The sequence below is a fragment of the Parapedobacter luteus genome (genome assembly GCF_900168055.1).
Classification (GTDB): domain Bacteria; phylum Bacteroidota; class Bacteroidia; order Sphingobacteriales; family Sphingobacteriaceae; genus Parapedobacter; species Parapedobacter luteus.
Window position 1 is genome coordinate 224934 of sequence record NZ_FUYS01000004.1, and the last position, 18376, is coordinate 243309.

The window sequence follows — 18376 nt, forward strand, 5'->3', positions numbered from 1 at the left end:
AATTATTCGAGTTCGAGTGCGCTCAATGGCACACGGGTAATCCCCATATCTTCTTTGCCAATGGAATACATGGTGTATAACCAGCCATCGCGCACGATGGAGCTGGAGTAGGCATATCCAGGGTTCCGTCCGCCTATACCGGAAAATCGATGTCCTGTAGGAGATCCTGTCCGAAGGGCATATACCCGGTCGAAGGTATAGCCGTCTTTGCTGATGGAAATGGTCATGGGGTCGCGATCCAAATACAGGGCTTGATCATATCGGTTGACGTTTTGGTTACCAATGAGCAATACGGTTCCGTCTTCCAAGGTTAATGCTTGTGCACGGCTAGGCGAGTCCGGGATATCGGTTGGATAGGGTGCCGCCCATCCACCGGTTCCATCGTTAAAACTCACATACATCCTATTGGTGTGCACGGGGTTATTGGCATGCCCCCAGTCCCTCAGCATGAGCACCAAACCGCCATCCTTGGCCCGGTAGATAAAACTTTCGATCAAACTTTGGCCGTCAACCGCTGTTCGCTGTACACCCCAGCTTGCATTGGCCCACCAACTGATTTGGTCGTTTTCACGATACCATCGATATAGGCGCTCGCCGATAGGCGAAGGAGCAGTTGGCGCATCGTCGCCTTCCATGAATACGGGAAGCGATCCGTTATTGGGCAGGCTTTGGACCAAGAATGGCTCGCCCAACGTTCCTTCCTCGCTCACTGCCCGAGCGATGGGATATACCCCCGCACCGTGCACATACGTGATTGCATAAAGGACATCATCGATGATCGCCCAACAATCAGGCTTGAGATGTATGCCGTTTTCCGAACGCGGCAACACCGGGCCCGGAGCAGGAAACAACTCTTCGGCATCCGTCCAATTTCCCCATTCATCAGCGTGGGCATAGAGCACCCGCTGCCCGGGTGCATCTTCGCCAAATTCATGATTGCCCCACATGGCATAAAACCGACCGTTGTGGTGAATCAGACAGGCATAGTGATTGTATGCACCATCTTCACGTACCGAAGGCTGCCACACCACATCATGCTCCGCGTCCGAAAGTATCGGAAACCCTGCCCCATTTCGGATGTCAACCGTGGCCATGGGTGCCTTCCACATCGGAACCACCGGCGTGCCCTTGCTGGTAAACTGATCGGTTTCAACATCCCGCGTGCCCACTTGGATTTTAATGGTTCGGTCGTCTTCTTCCTTAGGTGCATCAGCTTGGCCAGCTTTACCACATCCACAGGACTGTAACAGAATGAAAAGCCCTACAGTCCAAAAGATATGGTGTTGTTTTGTTATCCGTGTCATTTTGTGTTTGCTTTATTGTTTTATACGATCTATGATACCCGCCATCGCTCAGTAGCCCGGATTCTGTTCCAGCCTTCTTCCGATATTGGCATCTATGGCCGATTGCGGAATGGGCCACCATTGGTGATGATCCTGGATTGAATTTCTGGTGAGCTCCCTTATGCTATATTGCCTTACCCGGTCTACCAACCGGCCCATACGCACCAATGTCCGCCGCCGGGGTTCTTCCGTAATCAGTTCCCGCGCACGTTCGTCGAGGATGAAGTCTTCCGTCACATCAGCGGCATCTATCAACGTTGCGTTCGCACGCCCCCTCACCACATTAATGTCGGTTGCCGCATGTTCTCGATCACCCATCCTGAAATAAGCTTCCGCGCGCAACAAATACGTCTCAGCAAGGCGGTATACGATAAAATCCTGATAAGTGCGGCCGGACCAGGAAGTGCTGGTATGGGTCAGCGTACCCACATCGCCTTCGATCTTGCGCGGATAGGGATAAATATTCTGCATGGTATCGATTTCTGATGTCTTCGGTTCTACAACCTGCCCGAAGTAAGCCGATGAGGGGTTGGTGTACCGGAGCTCCCTCCGCATGTTATGCACGGAATTGCGCATGTCGTTGTTCCAATCGCTGGCCCATACGTCGTAGAGGAAATAAGGCGTGGGCCGGACTTGTCCGGTACCTCTGCCCAAGCTATCGACGACGACCATGCCCGACCGACCATCCGGGTCAGTAAGCCGCTCATACCAAGGTCCCCAGTTCCGCAGCCGATTATTTCCGTTGCTTCCCCCCTGGCCGCCTATGGTCATGTCTTCAAATTGCCAAACGTAAATAGATTCCAGGTTACCTGAACTTCTGTTTTGATTACCGTCCTTGAACAAATCCGAAAACGGGTCACCGGGTTCATTCAGCTTAGTACCAAACCGCTCGGTCATCAGTTGGTAATGACCCGAATTGATGACCCGATCAGCACTTGCCACCGCATTTTCGTATTGGCCCAGACTGATATAGACTTCCGTCAGCAGGTGGTCCGCAGCAGCCTTAACGATCCGGCCTTCCTTTTCGACAGCGACCGGCAGCCACTGGGAAGCAAACTCGAGGTCTTCCCGTGCAAAGTCCAGTACTTCCTCGCGTGAATTGCGCACAAAGTCCGTTTTTGGGCTGGTATAGATGGTGTCGACAATCGGTACACCACCATAAAGATTAGCCAGCATATTATGCGTGTACGCCCTGAAAAATTTAGCTTCTGCGATAATGGCATTTTTGCGCTCCTCACTGCTCCATATATCAGCCAGTTCGGGATTTTCGGCATATACAATAATCGTATTGGCCTGGAGCAGCATATCCTGATAAGCCCAGTTCCACACCCATTCGATGTGGTTTTCGGTGGGCGTTTGCAAGGTATTGTAGTTGTTGCTGCTGACCGAACTGTTTCCAAACGAGGCGACGTCAGTGGAAGTCTGCATGATGTAAAAGTAACGCGACGCATCGCGAGCCGCCATTTCATCGCGCGCCGCCTTATGCAGCGCAGTCATATAGGCTTCAAAGCCCCTTTCAGACGTCAAGATGCCCACGGTGCTGTAATCCGATAATGGCACCTCTTCGAGGAAATCCGAAGTGCATGAGTGATGGGCCATTAGCAATACCGCTAAAACCATCACATTACCTATCTTCTTAAGCGTTTTCATTGTATCGTCTTTATGTAGTTAGTTTAGTAATCGTTTAAAAGCCCAGTCTTAAACCCAGTGTATATGATCTGGCAATCGGATACCGATCGGTAGAGACCGATTCCGGATTTGTGCCCAACCAATCGGTAAAGGTCAACAGGTTTTTGCCGCTCAAAAACACACCGAGCTGGGTCAACCGATGTTTCGACAGGAATTCCGATGGAAACCGGTAAGCCAATGATACATCCTGTACGCGGATGAAATTGCGGCTCAAATACCAGCTATGCCCGAGGACGCTTCGCCGGTATTCGAGCGAAGGCCTCGTATTGGAGCGGTTTTCCGGGGTCCACCAACCTCCATCGAACATATTACCGGGCCGTATCGGATCCAAGCTATTACTATAGAAGTCCAAATCGTTGAACGTCGCAATCCAACCCTGCATCGCATTGATAAAGATCGACAGATCAAAGTTGCCGTACCTAAAATTGTTGGTTATGCCCCAACGGAATTTAGGTTGGCCTCCCTGTCCGATAATGGTTCGGTCATTATCGGCTTCGACGCGGCCATCTCCATTAAGGTCCCGGAACCGAGCGAAGCCCGGTTCGTATCCCGCAGGAAGCTCATCGCCCTCCTGGTAGATACCATCAAACACGTAGTCGTAATATACGTTGATCGGCTGGCCAATAAACCACCGATTCCCCAGATCATCATCTTCCCGGCCGTCGCCGTCGGCATCCACGCCGTAGAGGCTCACAATTTTATTTTTATTACGAGAAAGAACAAAATTGGAGGTCCATTCAAACTTTTCCTTTTTGATATTTACCGTGTTCAAGGTCAATTCGATCCCTCTGTTATTTACCTTGCCCAGATTGGTCCAGATGGAGGAATATCCAGTCATTATCGGTATTGACCGCTCGACCAGTAGGTCACGGGTATCCATGTTGTACAGTTCGACAGTGCCACCGATCCGACTATTGAAGAGCTCAAAATCAACCGCCAAATTAGACGTGTAAGTCGTCTCCCACTTGAGGTTTTCATTGGATATATTTGATGGGTATATACCCAACGCCGATTCTGGCCCATAAACGTAACGGGTGATGTTGGCCAAGCTCAACGATTGATAAGGCGAAATCGCTTGGTTGCCCACAGCACCATAGGAAACTCTCAGCTTGAGCAAATCCACATAGCTGCTGTTTTGCAGAAATGACTCGTCGGATGCGATCCACGCGAATGCTGCAGACGGGAATGTTGCATATTTATTGTTAGCCGCGAATACGGAGCTACCATCCCGCCTTGCCGTCAAGGTAACGAGGTACCGGTCTTTCAGCCGGTAATTGATCCTTGCCATCGACGAGATGCCTGACACCTTTTGAGCAGAAGAAGATACCGTTTGAAGTTCGCCGACATTAAGCCGATTCCATCCAAATGCATCAAACTCCAGCTGATCTGCACTCGCTGTCGTGGTCTCCTGGTTTTCGCGGTTTGCGCCGTACATCAACGTGACGTCAAACGCATGGTTGTCTCCCAATTTGAACTTGTAATCCAAGATATTTTCCAGCACCCAGTCCTGCGCTTTCCAGTTCCGCTTAGAGGCAGATGTCGTATTGGCTTCGGGCAGATGGATGTCCTGAGCGGTAGCTTGGTAATCGCGAATCCAACGATAATTCGCCGAATAGTTGACCCGAAAGCTCAACCCATCAATCCAAGGAACGTCAACCAATGTAAAGAAATTGGCAAAGAGATTATTCCTGTAATTGTCGTTTTCCGAAAGGTAATTGTTTCGCATGGGATTTGCAGATACGCCTTGGTCCTCCGGTACCGTAAATTGCGTGGGGGATCCGTCCTCACGATACCACGTTCCATAGGGACTTTGTCTCGAAGCCAATGAAATCGATGCAGGTACACCGGATTGGTCATTTTCTGAAAACATCGTATTGGTACCGATGGTCAACCAATCTGTAATCTTATTTTCAAGATTCACGCGGAAAGCCATTCTACGGAGGTTGTCATCGTGTACCAACCCATTTTCGCGCGACATGGAAGCGGAGAGGTAATAGTTCGTGTGGTTGGTATTGCCGGCAAGGCTCACATCTGTTGAAAAGATCCTACCCTGTTGAGCGATCATGTCATATGGATCTACAATACGGCCATTCCGGTAGTTTTCGGCTTCTGTCAGCGTCAAATATGTGGCGACATTGTCTGGATCAAAAGGTACGCCCCTGAGCCTGCGGATTTCCATTGACTTTTCGAGATAGCGCTCCGGCGTTAGTAGCTGCATCCTAGCCGCCCAGTCGGACAGGCCGTAAAACGTATTCAGGTTAATGTTTGGTTTTTCGGTTTTGCCCCGCTTAGACGTGATCAGGATCACGCCATTCGCTGCTCGTGAGCCGTAGATAGCCGCCGCACTGGCGTCTTTCAGGATCTCCATGGACTCAATATCATTGGGATTGATATCGATCATACTTCCGTTAAAAAAAATACCGTCAAGAATGATCAATGGATTGTTCCCGGCACTCAAGGACCTGGGGCCACGTACTAGAATGGTTCCATTCTGTCCAGGCCGGCCATTGTCTGTAAACTGCACGCCGGCTACCCGGCCCCGCAGTGCCTGCGTCACGTTGGTATTAGGCAGGTTCTCAGTTTCCGCCATATCCACCTTGCTCACCGACCCGGTAACGTTGCGGCGCGATTGGGTGCCATAGCCCACGACCACCACTTCGTCTAAGGATGAAGTGCTGGCCATAAGCAGCACATGAATTGTTTCATTCTGCCCTACAGCCACTTCTTGTGTGGTGTAACCCACATTCCTGAATACCAAAGTGTCGCCGCTGTTGGCTTGGATGCGGTATTGGCCGGTTGCGTCGGTGACTGTACGTGCAACACCTTGCTTCACTTCCACGGATACCCCCTCCAAAGGCCCGTCGCTATCGCTCACCACGCCCGACACCGTTTGTTGTCCCTGTGCAAAAGTGGCAGCTATTGGCAAGGTCAAGGCCAGACAGAGGCAAAATACCTGTTGGCTTCTTAATAGCAATAAAAATTTACTCATCATCATTATAATTGATTAGGTTTGAAAATTGGTTAACGCGTTTCCCGTTTATCAACTTCGGCAAATATCCGGCAAAGGCCGGTAAATGCTGTTCAATCATTTATCAACTCTGTATACTCGTTTACCATTTCGCCAAACGCTGGGATGTAGCTGATGCACGAATCAAAAACAACATCCTATAGACCAATATGTTGCATACCACCAAAGCTAGCGCCAAGGTCAGTCATCCGCTTTACTGATCAACTGCTTTTGTTTGGCTTGTTTACCGACAAACCGTCCCTGCTTGATATCTTCCTCGGTAAATGCAGCCATCAAAATCTCTTTCTCTCCCCCACGGGATCTATCGTAGCACACATAGATCAGGCCGTCATCATCCTGTACCACATCCGGATACGAAACGTTGTTACGCTCGTCCAGCAACAACTCATATGGCCATGTCTGCCCATCGTCCAAGGAAAGGCGAGCCGTCATATTCTTCCTTGCCTTACGCGTAGGATCGTTGTTATACACAAGAAGAAGGTTGCCGGACTGCAGCCGTCCGATATATAGCCGTGAATTAGCTGAGGCCAATTCTTCAACTTCCTGCAGGGAAGTCCAGCTTTTTCCTTGATCATCGGAAATACTTTCCTGCACATTTCGTTGCAGCATCCAGATATTTCCGTTAGTCAACTGCACGCACATGTGTTCATAAAAATTGCTGATAGGCTTGTTCAGCGGCCCGCCCTGCAATGTCCAGTGCTCACCTTCATCATCGGAAATGTAAACTGCACTTTGGTGGTTAATCCAATCATAGGACGGCAATAACCACTTTCCCGAAGCCAACACAATGGGTTTGTTCCGGGTCAGCCCATCGCATAAACGCCTTGGAGACGTCCAGGTAGGTTTGTCTGAGGTTGGATTATCAATACGGACAGCCCACGTCCCCCATATGCCGTCAAAACCCTTTGGCCCGGTATTCTGCACCCAAAAAATCCATAATCGCCCTTGGGGATCTTTCCAAAGCTGTGGGTCCATAACCCGCACCGCACTATTGGGATGAGTGATTACCATGGCGGGATCTACCCACTCTTTGCCGTCATCGCTGTACGATATGATGCCGTAATTGCCTGCATCCGGCTCACGAGTGCCGCCCGAAAACCATGCAGCCCACAGCCGCGTTCCCGTTTTTGTGATAGATGGACATCCCTGCCATTTCCGTGTGCTTCTGCCGTATTCAATACCCGGTAACCAGCTGACCTGAGCCGGTTCAGTGATAGATGGCAACGGTCGCGCATCAAAGAATGCTACCGCCCAGCCTTCGTATCGGACATCTTTCAGGCGGAAATTATCGTACACTATGTCCTTCTTGAATATACCAATTTGAACCTCTTGGCCGCTAAAAAGCGTAAACGACGGATGATCCAGTTTAATAAAACCCTGTTCATGTAGAACCGGCTCCTGTGATCCCGGCTCTCCCGCAAGCGGAGTAACGACGAAGAGGCTACCTGTAGTAACCGGAACAATACGGTTTCTCCCTGCCATTGAGCCAATAATGTAGCCTGACCCCCGCAGGAAACGGGGCAATTGCTTAAATACATAACGCTCATCGGCAAATATGGGAGCTCCTTTTCGTGCTATACCCACTTTATCCGCTTTTTCAGGAACAACGGCTGCAAGGACCTTGGTACTGTCGGGAAATTGTGCACGGACATCGGTCCCGAAGCAAATTATCAACGCGATAGTAATGATAGATTTATAAAACATAGGTTTCTCAATTCGTCCAAATATCCCTTGATCAATCCTAAATTCTGTTCAACCATTTAGCTATTATGTATACTAATTTATCATACCAATAATCCCGAATTGACCGTCAAACGATCAGAAAAACAACACACATCACTAAAAATCAATTATTTACACAAAAACAAAACCCAACTACCTCCTACAGGGTGATTTGTATTTGTATACACTTTTCCTTAAACTTGTCCCTATAACCAATTATTAGCAAGTCATGAAGCCCCATTTTCATTTGGTACCAAGGACCACAGCATACCCCTATCTTTCGCGACAGCACACCCTACCTAACTTTGGTACAGTATGGCATTATCATCCTGAATTGGAGTTACATTACATCGTCCGGGGCGAAGGGGTTCGTTTTGTCGGCGACAACATCAGCAATTTCGATGCGGGGGAGTTATTACTGTTAGGCGAAAACCTTCCCCATATGTGGCGATGTAACAAGCGGTATTTCCAGGGAAACCCCAATATTACGGCGGAGGCCGTCGTCGTGCAGTTCCTCGCCGATTTCATGGGAAGAGATTTCCTGCGGAAGCCAGAAGCAGCGGCCATCCACGCCCTGTATGAACGCGCCCGGTACGGGCTGGTCATCCACGGCAGGACCAAAAAACAGGTGGTAACCCTAATGCGGGAGTCCGTTCAAGCTGAAGGCCTGTCCCGGCTGATGCTGATATTCAACATGCTGCACGTATTGGCCGACAGTAAAGAGGTAACGCAAATCGCGACAGGCTGGACGACACACCAGGCGAATAAGGACGAGACCGATCGGATTAATAAGGTATACCATTATATCCTGTCCAATTACCGCAACGAAATCACGTTAGACGAGATTGCTACAGTGGCCCATTTGAGTGTCACATCATTTTGCCGTTACTTCAAGATGATGACCAAAAAGACGTTTCGCGATTTCCTCATCGAAGTGCGCATTAGCCACGCTAAGCGTATGCTTATTGAAGACAGCATATCTACCACGGAAGCCATCTGCTTTGAGTGCGGATTCAACAACCGTTCTAACTTTTTCCGGCATTTCAAACGCATCACCGGCTGCACACCGGTTGAATACCGGCATCGGTATTTGTACGAAAACGTATTTGTGTAGGAGCGCCTCAATAAATCGCCAACAATTCGCCAACCACGAATGTGCTCCCGCCGACGAAAATCAGATCATCCGCCCCTGCGTGCTGCCTCGCCGCCTGCAACGCTTCGCGCACGCTGGTAAATGCGCTGCCCTCCAGGCCATAGTTTATGGCTGCGGCATGCAGCTCTTGCGCAGGGAGTGCCCTGGGCATCGCCACCTGGCAAAAATAATAGCGGGCCTCCCGGGGCAGCATGGGAAGCATGTTGTTCAAGTCCTTATCGCGCATCACACCGATGACCATATGCAACGCATGATGAGGCGTGGCGCTGATATTCGCCAGCACTTCGCGCCACCCATCGGCATTATGGCCGGTGTCGCAAATAACCAATGGGTCAACCGACAGCGTCTGCCAGCGGCCCATCAAGCCGGTAAGGTGCTGCACTTGCATCAGGGCTTGCCCCACATGCGTATCAGTAATGGAAAATCCCATCCGTCGCAGCTCATCCACCGCACAAAGTACGGTAGCAAGGTTTTTCGTCTGGTAGCTACCCGTCAAATCCAATGCATACACCGCTTCGTTCCTTGCAGACCGATGGTTGACGTTTACGTGCAAGAATCCCGAGTGCTTGTTCATGGACGTCACCTGCCACAGCTGCGATGCGTACATCAGGCGGCTTGCATGGACGGCAGCGGCACGTTCGAAAACACCGGCCACTTCCATCTGCCATTCGCCGATTATCACTGGCACACCCGGTTTGATGATTCCGGCTTTTTCACTGGCGATCTCCTGCAACGTGTTGCCCAATAGCTGGATATGGTCATAACCAATGTTGGTAATAATGGAGAGCAAGGGGGTGATAATATTGGTCGAATCAAGCCTGCCTCCCAACCCCGTTTCGACGATAGCGATATCTACCTGTTCGTCAGCAAAACACTTAAATGCCATTGCAACCGTCACTTCAAAGAATGAAGGTTCGACGGCCGCTATCAACGGTTGGTATTCGCCTACGAAGTCAACGACTGCCTGCTTGGCAATCATGGCCCCGTTGATGCGTATCCGCTCGCGGAAATCCAGCAAATGCGGTGAGGTGTAGAGTCCGGTTTTGTAACCAGCAGCCTGCAGGATGGCCGCCAGCATATGCGACGTAGAGCCTTTGCCGTTCGTGCCGGCAATATGCACCGCCTTAAAGCGCTCCTGCGGGTTGCCGAGCGCTTCGCAAAGTCGGTAAGTGTTAGTCAGATCTTTTTTTAACGCCGATGCACCATCGCGCGTAAACATCGGCAAACGCGCGTACAGGTAGTCGACCGCCTCTTCGTATTGCATGCGCTTATTTCAACCGAAATCGAACCGGAACAATGGCCTTCTGAACAGTTGGTGCCCGTTCCAGCTCATTCAGCCGCGCTCCGCGCAAAGCACGCTCGCATTTTTCCCAAAGGCTTCTGTCGGGCAAGGTCGTGCCTTTCACGCCCGCCCGGGCATAAGTAATCGTTCCGTTTGGCGCTACATGCACCTCCACCGCCACGACCCCAGCCTGCTGGCCGTTGTCTTCAATTTGCGGCGGCACAACCCAGCGCCTATTTGCGATGGTGAGCCCCTCGGTACCAAAGCCCGACCCGCCTTCGCCATAGTTTGCTGCCAGCGGATCACCCTGGGCGCTTCCCTGATTGCCTCCTTCGGCTCCCGTACCATCGCCCCTTCCTGCGGCATTATTGCGCTTGCCGGTGTACAGGGCATTGGGATTGACTGCCGGTTTACTTTCCTTTTTTTCTACGGTAGCCTCCTCGGCGTTGGCCTTTTTTGTTTCGTTAGCCACCACAGCCGGTGCATCATCCATATCTTGGGTAGCGACTGTCCGCTCGGTTACCTGCTGGGACGGCGTCGGTTGTGTCTCCTGCTGTGGGTCTATCCTATCCGGCCGTACATGATTAGCATTTGGATCCATGGACGCCTCGTCGACGGTCATGTAGTCATCCCCCATGCCCACTTCCGCAGTGCCGTAATTGACAATAATGCCTCCTGTCCCAATTTCAGGGAAAGCAGAACCGATCATGATAAAAAAACTAAGCAGTAACAGCCCGCCCATCACGCCGCCCGAAATCCACAACGCCTTCGGGTAGTTGTTGTCTTCCTGTAAGTGATAATAGCCCATGGTGTTTAAAACGTCCCCTTTTAATTAGATGCGTGCCCAATACGCATTCCATAAATCAACCTGTTATTCCCGCAGTGGTTCGGTTGCCAATACCAATCGTATCTTGAGCTTATTGGCAATATCCATCACCGAGATAATATTTTGTATCGGCACCGTGCTATCTGCATACAGCATAATGGTCAGCTCCTCTCCCGGCTGGACATAGGCCTGGATAGCGTTCGATAGATTAGCGTAAGGCACCTCCTGCTTATCAAGATAATATTTCAAATCCTGGGTCACAGACACCGTCACCGTCTTCTTCGCGACTGATTGCTCACCCGCACTCGAACGGGGCAACAGTAATTTCACGACCTGCGGGTTTGCCACAGCAGAGGCCAACAGGAAAAACAACATCAGGAAAAACATGATGTCGTTCAACGAATCCGTAAATACCCTAACTTCTGATTTATTTCGTCTTGCTCGTAAATTCATCGCATTAGCCTATTTAAGCCCCCGGCTCATCCAACAAGTCAACAAACTCTATGGCATCTGTTTCTATCCGGAGAATCAATCGCTCGAGCATGGTATTCAACACATGGTATCCGGAGAACGCCAAAATGCCGATGGTCAACCCCGCAGCCGAGGCTATCATCTTTACATATAATCCTCCTGAGACACTGGCGATATCGATTCCACCTGCAGCCTCTACATCCCTGAAGATGATGATAACACCGAAAATGGTACCGACGAACCCCAGCATCGGCGCTACCGCGGCAATGATACTTAATAGATTAAGGTTTTTCTCTAATCTCGCGACCTCCAGTTTGCCGATGTTCTCAATGGCACCCTCGATATCTTTGATGGGCCTACCAATGCGCAGCAGCCCTTTCTCAAGCATTCGTCCAAGCGCGCTGTTACTTGCTCGGCATACGGATAGCGCGGAGTCCAATCTTCCTGATAGTACACTCTGCTTTACGTGCGACATCAAACTGGGATCATATTTTGATGCCTTCTTGATGGTCAGGTATCGTTCAATAAAAACGACCAATGTGGCAAAAAGTAAGAGCGCCAATGGAACCATGATCCATCCTGCTTTTACCAAAAGCCCAATCAAGCTTACTTGTTCGTTTGCAAGTTCTACGGTTTGCTGTGCAGCCCCCGCTAAGCTATCAAGCGGGTATACGGTGTCTTGTTGTAATAGTGACATAAATTGTTGGTGGTTTCCTGAGCTTGTTTTATAATCTGCTTATTAAATTTTATTACTTATCTCCTTATTATTTTTCCTCGCCGTGTTCTATTTTCGCTATCCAAGCACCCGGTTCGAACGTCTTTTGTACCCTCGCCAACTCACGGTACGCTTCTTCTTCGGTCGCGAAAGATCCCCAGCTTATCTTTTTCCGGTTGCCCGGCATCCGGCTCTCGATGGCATAAAGATCATAGCCTTTGGCTTTCATCTGCGCGACATATTTATTAGCTTGCGCCATTGTGGCAAACGAGCCGACAATAATTTCATAAGTGACCGATGGTTTTGCAACCATGCCGTTCCCCGGATGTGCCACACTATCTGCTACGATACTATCCGCAGACATGGCGGCCAATGCCGTGTCTAACTCGGACGTATCGGCGGTAACAACATGCAGTTGAGTAGGCTGGTCTGACGGATCGCTATCCTCCTTATGGGCAGCATCGCTTCCCCGTTGCCCAAAAATCGCGGCCAACTTTGCCCGCTCAAACCAAGCTGGCTTGAAATACCACGCCAACCCGACAGCTGTGGACAACAGCACAGCGGTAAGCACCGCTGCAACCAGCCAGCGCGAGCGCCGCTTTCCGCTTATTGACACCTCATCGGTTGCTTCCTCTCGCTCGGTGACCGCCCCGTTGGTTTCAGCAACCGGCGCTGGCACCACCTTTTGTTCATTCGGCTCCGCCGTAGCGGCTGCAACGGACGGCTGTTTCTGTACAAGGGCGGGCTCCTTGACGGGCTTCAGGCCGAAGCCCTCCATGTCAAAAGGCTTGAATAGCAAGGAAGCACCATCAGCAAATAAATAGCCCAGCCCCGTCAATAGCGCCTGGCCATGGCGACTGATGGATTCCATAACCTGCGCAACTGCCTTATCCAGTATACGCTTGGCTGTCTGCTCATCCACATGACGTTGCCTTTGCAGGTAAGTGATAATTGGAAACGCTTCCGCATCGCTTTCTATCAACTCAATATAGCTCGTAGGCGGAAGGTAGGCCGACTGCTTTTCATCGTACGACGCAGCTACATGCGTTACCTTAAACACACCGATCTCCGGCACATCCACTGCTGGGTATCGCCTTAACAAATTCACTATACACAGACCCAAATTCATACGATATGATTCCCTTTACTTACCACGTCATAACTGCCGACGCTCGACCCGCAAACTTAGCTAACTTGCCGTTTATATGCAAGTTACAAAAACAGCCTCTAACGCTAAGTGCTAGCCATTAAAACGAAAAGTTTACACCACCGATGACATTCAATCCCAACCTCGGGTAAAACAGATACCGTTCATAATGGGTACCCAGCATATTGTTCATCCGCAGATAAACGCCTATCTGGTCAGTCACCCGGTATTCCGCGCCAGCACTTAGATCGGCAAACGACGGGATGGTGGTTTTACGGGCACCTGTACCACCCAACTCGGTGATGGAATACTCCGATAAATCAATATTCGCATCTCGTACCAAGCCATACGTTTGCCCTTGGAACAGCAACTCGCCGTCGATATATAGCTTATCGCTGATATTGAACCGGGCGTTAGCCGCCAAGCGCATTTTGGGCATATACCAGGCCTCTTCCTCGCGTTGCAGGTCGAACTCATTGAAATTCAACCTGCCCCCGATCGTTACGACCTCCGACACACGTACATTGAGCTCGCCTTCCAGTCCGATAATGGTGCTGGCATTTTCGCCATCCTCATAGAGCAGGCCAAATTCGTAAGGTCTATCCGGAGCGACCGCATAAAATGGCATGCCTTCTATACGGCGGTAGAACGCTTTTACTTTATAGCCGAAGGTCGCGCCTGCATTCCCCTTAATACCGCCGAATATTTGCATGCGATCCACCGAATTGCGTATATAGTTTGTCCCCCCCAATGCGCCCAGCCAAGGGTTTTCCTTGGTCAGTTCTTTGACCGATGTCTTATTCACGTCACCGTTGATCCCACCAAAAAGGTGCGCATATTGCGGGATTAGTGCAAAATCGATTTCTGCTGAAGGAAAGATGTTGGTCCGCGAAGAATCGCCAAATTCAGACACAAAGTTAGCGCCCAACGTAATGTTGTAGTTCGAACCCTGAAAACGTATGTAAGGATTTATCCGGGCGATATGGTTGCCCAAGTCATACGAAGCGTCTTTTACCGAGGTAAAATCTCCGGAAATGTTTGCTCCGACATTGAATACATTAAGCTGTTTATTCACATAACCTGACAAGGCAAAAGCACTTTCTTTGGTTTCATAGGCATTGCTGTAACTGTATGCATCTGCCTTGAGCGAATAAGAAAGTGCGTCCGTTGCTTGCTCATCGTAATTGCTCGTCAATTCACCGGTAAAATAAATATCATTGAACGCCTGCTTGGCGGGGTTGAGGTTCAAATTCGTGCCATCGATATCGCCGACCAGACCGTAAAACCGCGTTCCGTACCGATTGTAGCCAATTTCACCGTCCAGGGTGATAGGACCAAGTATCGTCCGGCCAAACACGCCCACTTGTTGTGACGAAAACTTTTGCTCTTCGTAGCTTCCTTGTTGGCTTAAATGCTTTACATAGCCGCCCAACCGCGTATCTACATAATAGTCTGAACTCAAATAGACTTCTCCCAATATCGAACCCAGATTACCGGCGCCGACCTTCACGTAATTGTTGGTCAGCGCTTGTGTCCTCGTAAAAGGCATCTCCTGGATGGTAAGCTGTTTGGTACCTGTGTTGATATCCAGCTTTCTATCCAGGATGTGATAAGTCAGCTTTGGCTGGTATTGCCGTTTATTGGTCATATCAGGGCTGCGCCGTATTTTCACGGCGTCCGCCAATATCGGACGGTAATCGCGTACGACATCAATCGAATCAATAGTAGCAGGTCTTTCGTCCTTCTGCTCTTCCTGGGCGTACCCCATCATGATCATGCCCGAAAAAATCCCTGTAAGCAAATACCTGTAGCGCATTGATGTATGAAAGATCATAAGTTATTAAATTCCCGTTACTTATTATTCAATTTTTGTAGACGCTCTTTTGCAGAAGGTATCACGTCATCCTCACCTTCATAATTTTCAATCACACTCTCCAACGTGCTCTTTGCCTGAAAATCATCACCTTTCCCCGCATACGCGTCAGCCAGTAGAATAAAGCTCTTGGCTACCCAATAATCATGTGATGCCATATTGTTAATCACCTCGAAAGCAGATTCGATAGCTTTGTCATAGTCCTTGGCCTCGTATTGCAGCTGGCCAACCCGATAGCGCGCCTCGGCGCCCACCACAGTCTGGCTTTTTAGGGCTGCAAGGTTCAATTCTTTCATCGAATTTTGGGTATCTCCTTGGCGCAGGAGGGCCCTCGCCGTATACAGGTGCGCTTTCGCAATATCTTCTTCAGACGAGCGATCATAATCCTTGATCAGCTTGGCATACTTGATGACCTGTTCCATATCGCCGATCTCATAGTAGCAAACCAAGAGGTTATTTACGGCATACCCGTAATTGGCCTTGTATTCAGACGTAAGTTCCAATTTCTTAAGGTGCACAATTGCTTCGTTGTACTGCCCCAAACCAAGGTAAAGCTCCGATACCGTAAGCAAGGTATTCTCAGTATACTGGCTGGTCCAATCGTTGAGGATGATGTTCAGATCGTGCAATGCTTCCTTAGGGTGACCGGTCCGGTAAAGGCTCACACCTCGGATATAGCGGGCATGTTTTTCCTGTATCGGCTTGGGGAATTTATCAAAATACGCATTGATAGCCTCCACCGCGGCCTGGTATTCTCCGCGTGCAAACAAGGTATGGGCCGCTTGGAATGCCAGGTTATCCTGCTCGGCGGTAGACAGGTCGCCAATATTCGTGCTCGTGGCGTAGTTGATATACCCCGAAGCATCGCCCCTGTCCAGGTAAATGTTTTCAATAGACCGCAGCGCCTGCCGGGCCTCGTCGGTTGTGGAATGTTCCTCCACGACCCTTCTAAATGTCGCCATCGCCGCCTCAGTGTCATCCTTATTATACTGGACAAGGCCGATCGTCATCAATGCCCGCGGAGCGTAACTGCTGCGCGGATATTTCTCAATCATTTGCTGCAGCCCGTCAATAGCGGTATCGTAATCACCCATGGTGAAATAAGTGTAGGGGATTTCAAACGCTACGTCGTCTGCATAGTTCGAGTTGGGGAACCGCTCCACGACCGATCGCAGCGTACTGAGCTTCGCATCGTTATTGCCTTGCAGGCCTTGAATGATGCCCCGTTGAAACAACGCATAATCCTGGCTGGACGCTTTGCTATTGATCAGCCGATCATAGTATTGCATGGCCCTGCCGTAATTGCGCATCGAGAAGTACGAGTCGCCCAGCCGTGCAATGGCGTCGTTACGTACGTTGGGCTCTATGGCGTTGCCCCCAGTAGACAGAAAACGCTCAAAATAATTGGCGGCGGTATTAAAGCTGTTGTTCCGGAACGCGGCATAAGCCAGCGCATAGTTTGCGTAGGCATAAACGTCGGTATTGCGCGCGGCAGGCATGCGCAGGAAACGTGAAAAATTCTGTACAGCTTCGCCATATTTACGCACTTCGTACATCGCCTCGGCTTTCCAGTACGTCGCTAACGCAGCGATTTCCGGATCGATAGAATATTGCTCCGATCGCATAAACAACGAGATACTGTTTTCGAATGCCCGCTCGTTGTAAAACTCCAATCCCCGGTAGTAAGTAACTTTCTGGTAGGCGGCATCGGCTTCTCGACCACGGTTTTTGATCGATTCCAGGATATCCACCGCTGCCCGGTAGTTGTTGGTGCCCAACAGTGTCTCCGCATAAAGCGTTTTGGCTTCCTCCAGCCGCTTGCTGTTCGGATAGGTGTCCAAATATTCCTTTGCGGCCTCCAATGCCACTTGGTGAAACTCCAGTTCGTACGATAGCTTCGCATAGTTAAAGAGCCCTTCTTCCTTCAGCGCCGGGTCAAAGTCCAGCTTGGAGGCCTTGAAAAATGCATTACGGGCACTCTGTTTGTTGCCCACCTTCAGGAAGGCATCGCCGAGCGCAATCATTGCACTTTGGTAATACGCATCAGGTTCCTCCATTTTCTCCAATTCGGCAATGGCTTTTTCATAGTCGCCATTTTTGTAAGCGATATAACCAATCTGGTAGCTATCCTGGTTATTCTGGGTCTTGCCCTGATCGGCTGATTGGAACCTGTCATAGTATTCCTTGGCCCGCTCAAAATCGTTCTTTGCAAAGTAGGTCGCGGCTATGATACGAAACATATCCGTTTCATGCGCTTGCTTGGTGGTCTCCAATATCGGCAGCGCATAGTCCAACACATCATCATACCGGTGATCAAGATAGTACAGGGCCGTGATGTAATAAGGATAGGTCGCCTCATAGGTCTTCGAACCTTTCAACTTCTCAAATTCAGCCAGGGCAACTTTAAACTCCCTGTCCAGGTAGCACAGGTAGGCGTAATAGTAAATGGATGCTTCCTGGTAAACTCCTCCCTCATCTTTAAGCTGCTGGAAAAGCGGCTTTGCCGAGGCATAATCATCTGTCATGAAAAAGGAGTAGGCCTGTTTATACCGGAATTCCTTATTTTCGCGCCCCGCTAAATTGCGGCTATCCAGCCTGTTAAACCATTCCAGCGTTTTTTTGTAATCTTTCTTCGCGAAATAGGATCGACCCACCTGGAAGTACGCAGCCTTAGCATTTGCACTGGCTGGGTAATCCTTGATATAACGAAGGAAGCGGCTCTCGGCGTCAGACTCTTCCAGTTCAAGCGCGCAGATAGCCTGATAAAAACGGACATTTTCTTTCAGCAGGGTCAGCTCGGCATGTTCATCTTCCTGCAAGGTCGAATTTATCCGGATCGCTTCCACTTTATCGAAGTGCTTTGCAGCTGCGGCGTACTTCCCTTTTTCGTACAACTCCATACCGGTTTTGTATGCCTGGTTGACTTCCTGCCATGCGCTTTGCTGCGCTAATGCAGGTGATGCTGCTAAACTTAATAGTAAACCTAACTGATAAATCCGATTACACATGCTTCAAATTAATCTATTTTCGTTTTCCTCGATTTCCACACAAAGTTGGGGCCATAAAATACACTCAACGCCAATCCAACCCCCTAAATTACGGGGAAACCATGACGTTTTCCTCAAAA

Annotated in this window: 12 protein-coding genes; 1 reads left to right on the forward strand and 11 read right to left on the reverse strand. The window is 49.9% G+C overall.

The window, feature by feature from the left end:
* Window positions 1-2: 2 nt before the first annotated feature.
* The 4 genes from B5X72_RS10040 to B5X72_RS10055 all read right to left on the reverse strand — a co-directional run bounded on the left by B5X72_RS10040 (window position 3) and on the right by B5X72_RS10055 (window position 7764).
* A complete protein-coding gene (locus tag B5X72_RS10040) occupies window positions 3-1304 on the reverse strand; it encodes an exo-alpha-sialidase (RefSeq protein ID WP_079716743.1) in 1302 nt (433 codons plus the stop codon).
* A 48-nt stretch (window positions 1305-1352) separates the two neighbouring features.
* Entirely contained in the window at window positions 1353-2993 is a 1641-nt protein-coding gene (locus B5X72_RS10045) for a RagB/SusD family nutrient uptake outer membrane protein (RefSeq protein WP_079716744.1), read from the reverse strand.
* 34 nt (window positions 2994-3027) lie between these two features.
* A complete protein-coding gene (locus B5X72_RS10050; protein WP_079716745.1) occupies window positions 3028-6027 on the reverse strand; it encodes a SusC/RagA family TonB-linked outer membrane protein in 3000 nt (999 codons plus the stop codon).
* A gap of 213 nt (window positions 6028-6240) precedes the next feature.
* A complete protein-coding gene (locus tag B5X72_RS10055; RefSeq protein WP_079716746.1) occupies window positions 6241-7764 on the reverse strand; it encodes a sialidase family protein in 1524 nt (507 codons plus the stop codon).
* Window positions 7765-8011: 247 nt separating this feature from the next.
* On the opposite strand from B5X72_RS10055, the gene B5X72_RS10060 reads away from it, so the two are divergent.
* A complete protein-coding gene (locus B5X72_RS10060) occupies window positions 8012-8896 on the forward strand; it encodes an AraC family transcriptional regulator (protein WP_079716747.1) in 885 nt (294 codons plus the stop codon).
* A 7-nt stretch (window positions 8897-8903) separates the two neighbouring features.
* On the opposite strand, the gene B5X72_RS10065 is transcribed toward B5X72_RS10060, so the two are convergent.
* From B5X72_RS10065 to B5X72_RS10095, 7 genes are all read right to left on the reverse strand, one after another.
* Window positions 8904-10199 carry a bifunctional folylpolyglutamate synthase/dihydrofolate synthase gene (locus B5X72_RS10065; protein ID WP_079716748.1) on the reverse strand — a complete coding sequence of 432 codons (1296 nt, stop codon included), beginning with the start codon at window positions 10197-10199 and terminating at the stop codon, window positions 8904-8906.
* Window positions 10200-10203: 4 nt separating this feature from the next.
* The gene (locus tag B5X72_RS10070) at window positions 10204-11025 is read right to left on the reverse strand and encodes an energy transducer TonB (protein WP_079716749.1); all 822 of its coding nucleotides are present in this window, start codon (window positions 11023-11025) and stop codon (window positions 10204-10206) included.
* A gap of 63 nt (window positions 11026-11088) precedes the next feature.
* The gene (locus tag B5X72_RS10075) at window positions 11089-11496 is read right to left on the reverse strand and encodes an ExbD/TolR family protein (RefSeq protein WP_079716750.1); all 408 of its coding nucleotides are present in this window, start codon (window positions 11494-11496) and stop codon (window positions 11089-11091) included.
* A 13-nt stretch (window positions 11497-11509) separates the two neighbouring features.
* Entirely contained in the window at window positions 11510-12211 is a 702-nt protein-coding gene (locus B5X72_RS10080; protein ID WP_079716751.1) for a MotA/TolQ/ExbB proton channel family protein, read from the reverse strand.
* Between the two features lie 67 nt (window positions 12212-12278).
* Window positions 12279-13331 carry an SPOR domain-containing protein gene (locus B5X72_RS10085; protein WP_217698125.1) on the reverse strand — a complete coding sequence of 351 codons (1053 nt, stop codon included), beginning with the start codon at window positions 13329-13331 and terminating at the stop codon, window positions 12279-12281.
* Window positions 13332-13476: 145 nt separating this feature from the next.
* A complete protein-coding gene (locus B5X72_RS10090; RefSeq protein WP_139378632.1) occupies window positions 13477-15192 on the reverse strand; it encodes a TonB-dependent receptor in 1716 nt (571 codons plus the stop codon).
* 35 nt (window positions 15193-15227) lie between these two features.
* On the reverse strand, window positions 15228-18257 hold the full coding sequence (locus B5X72_RS10095; protein ID WP_079716754.1) for a tetratricopeptide repeat protein: 3030 nt from the start codon (window positions 18255-18257) through the stop codon (window positions 15228-15230).
* Window positions 18258-18376: the final 119 nt, after the last annotated feature.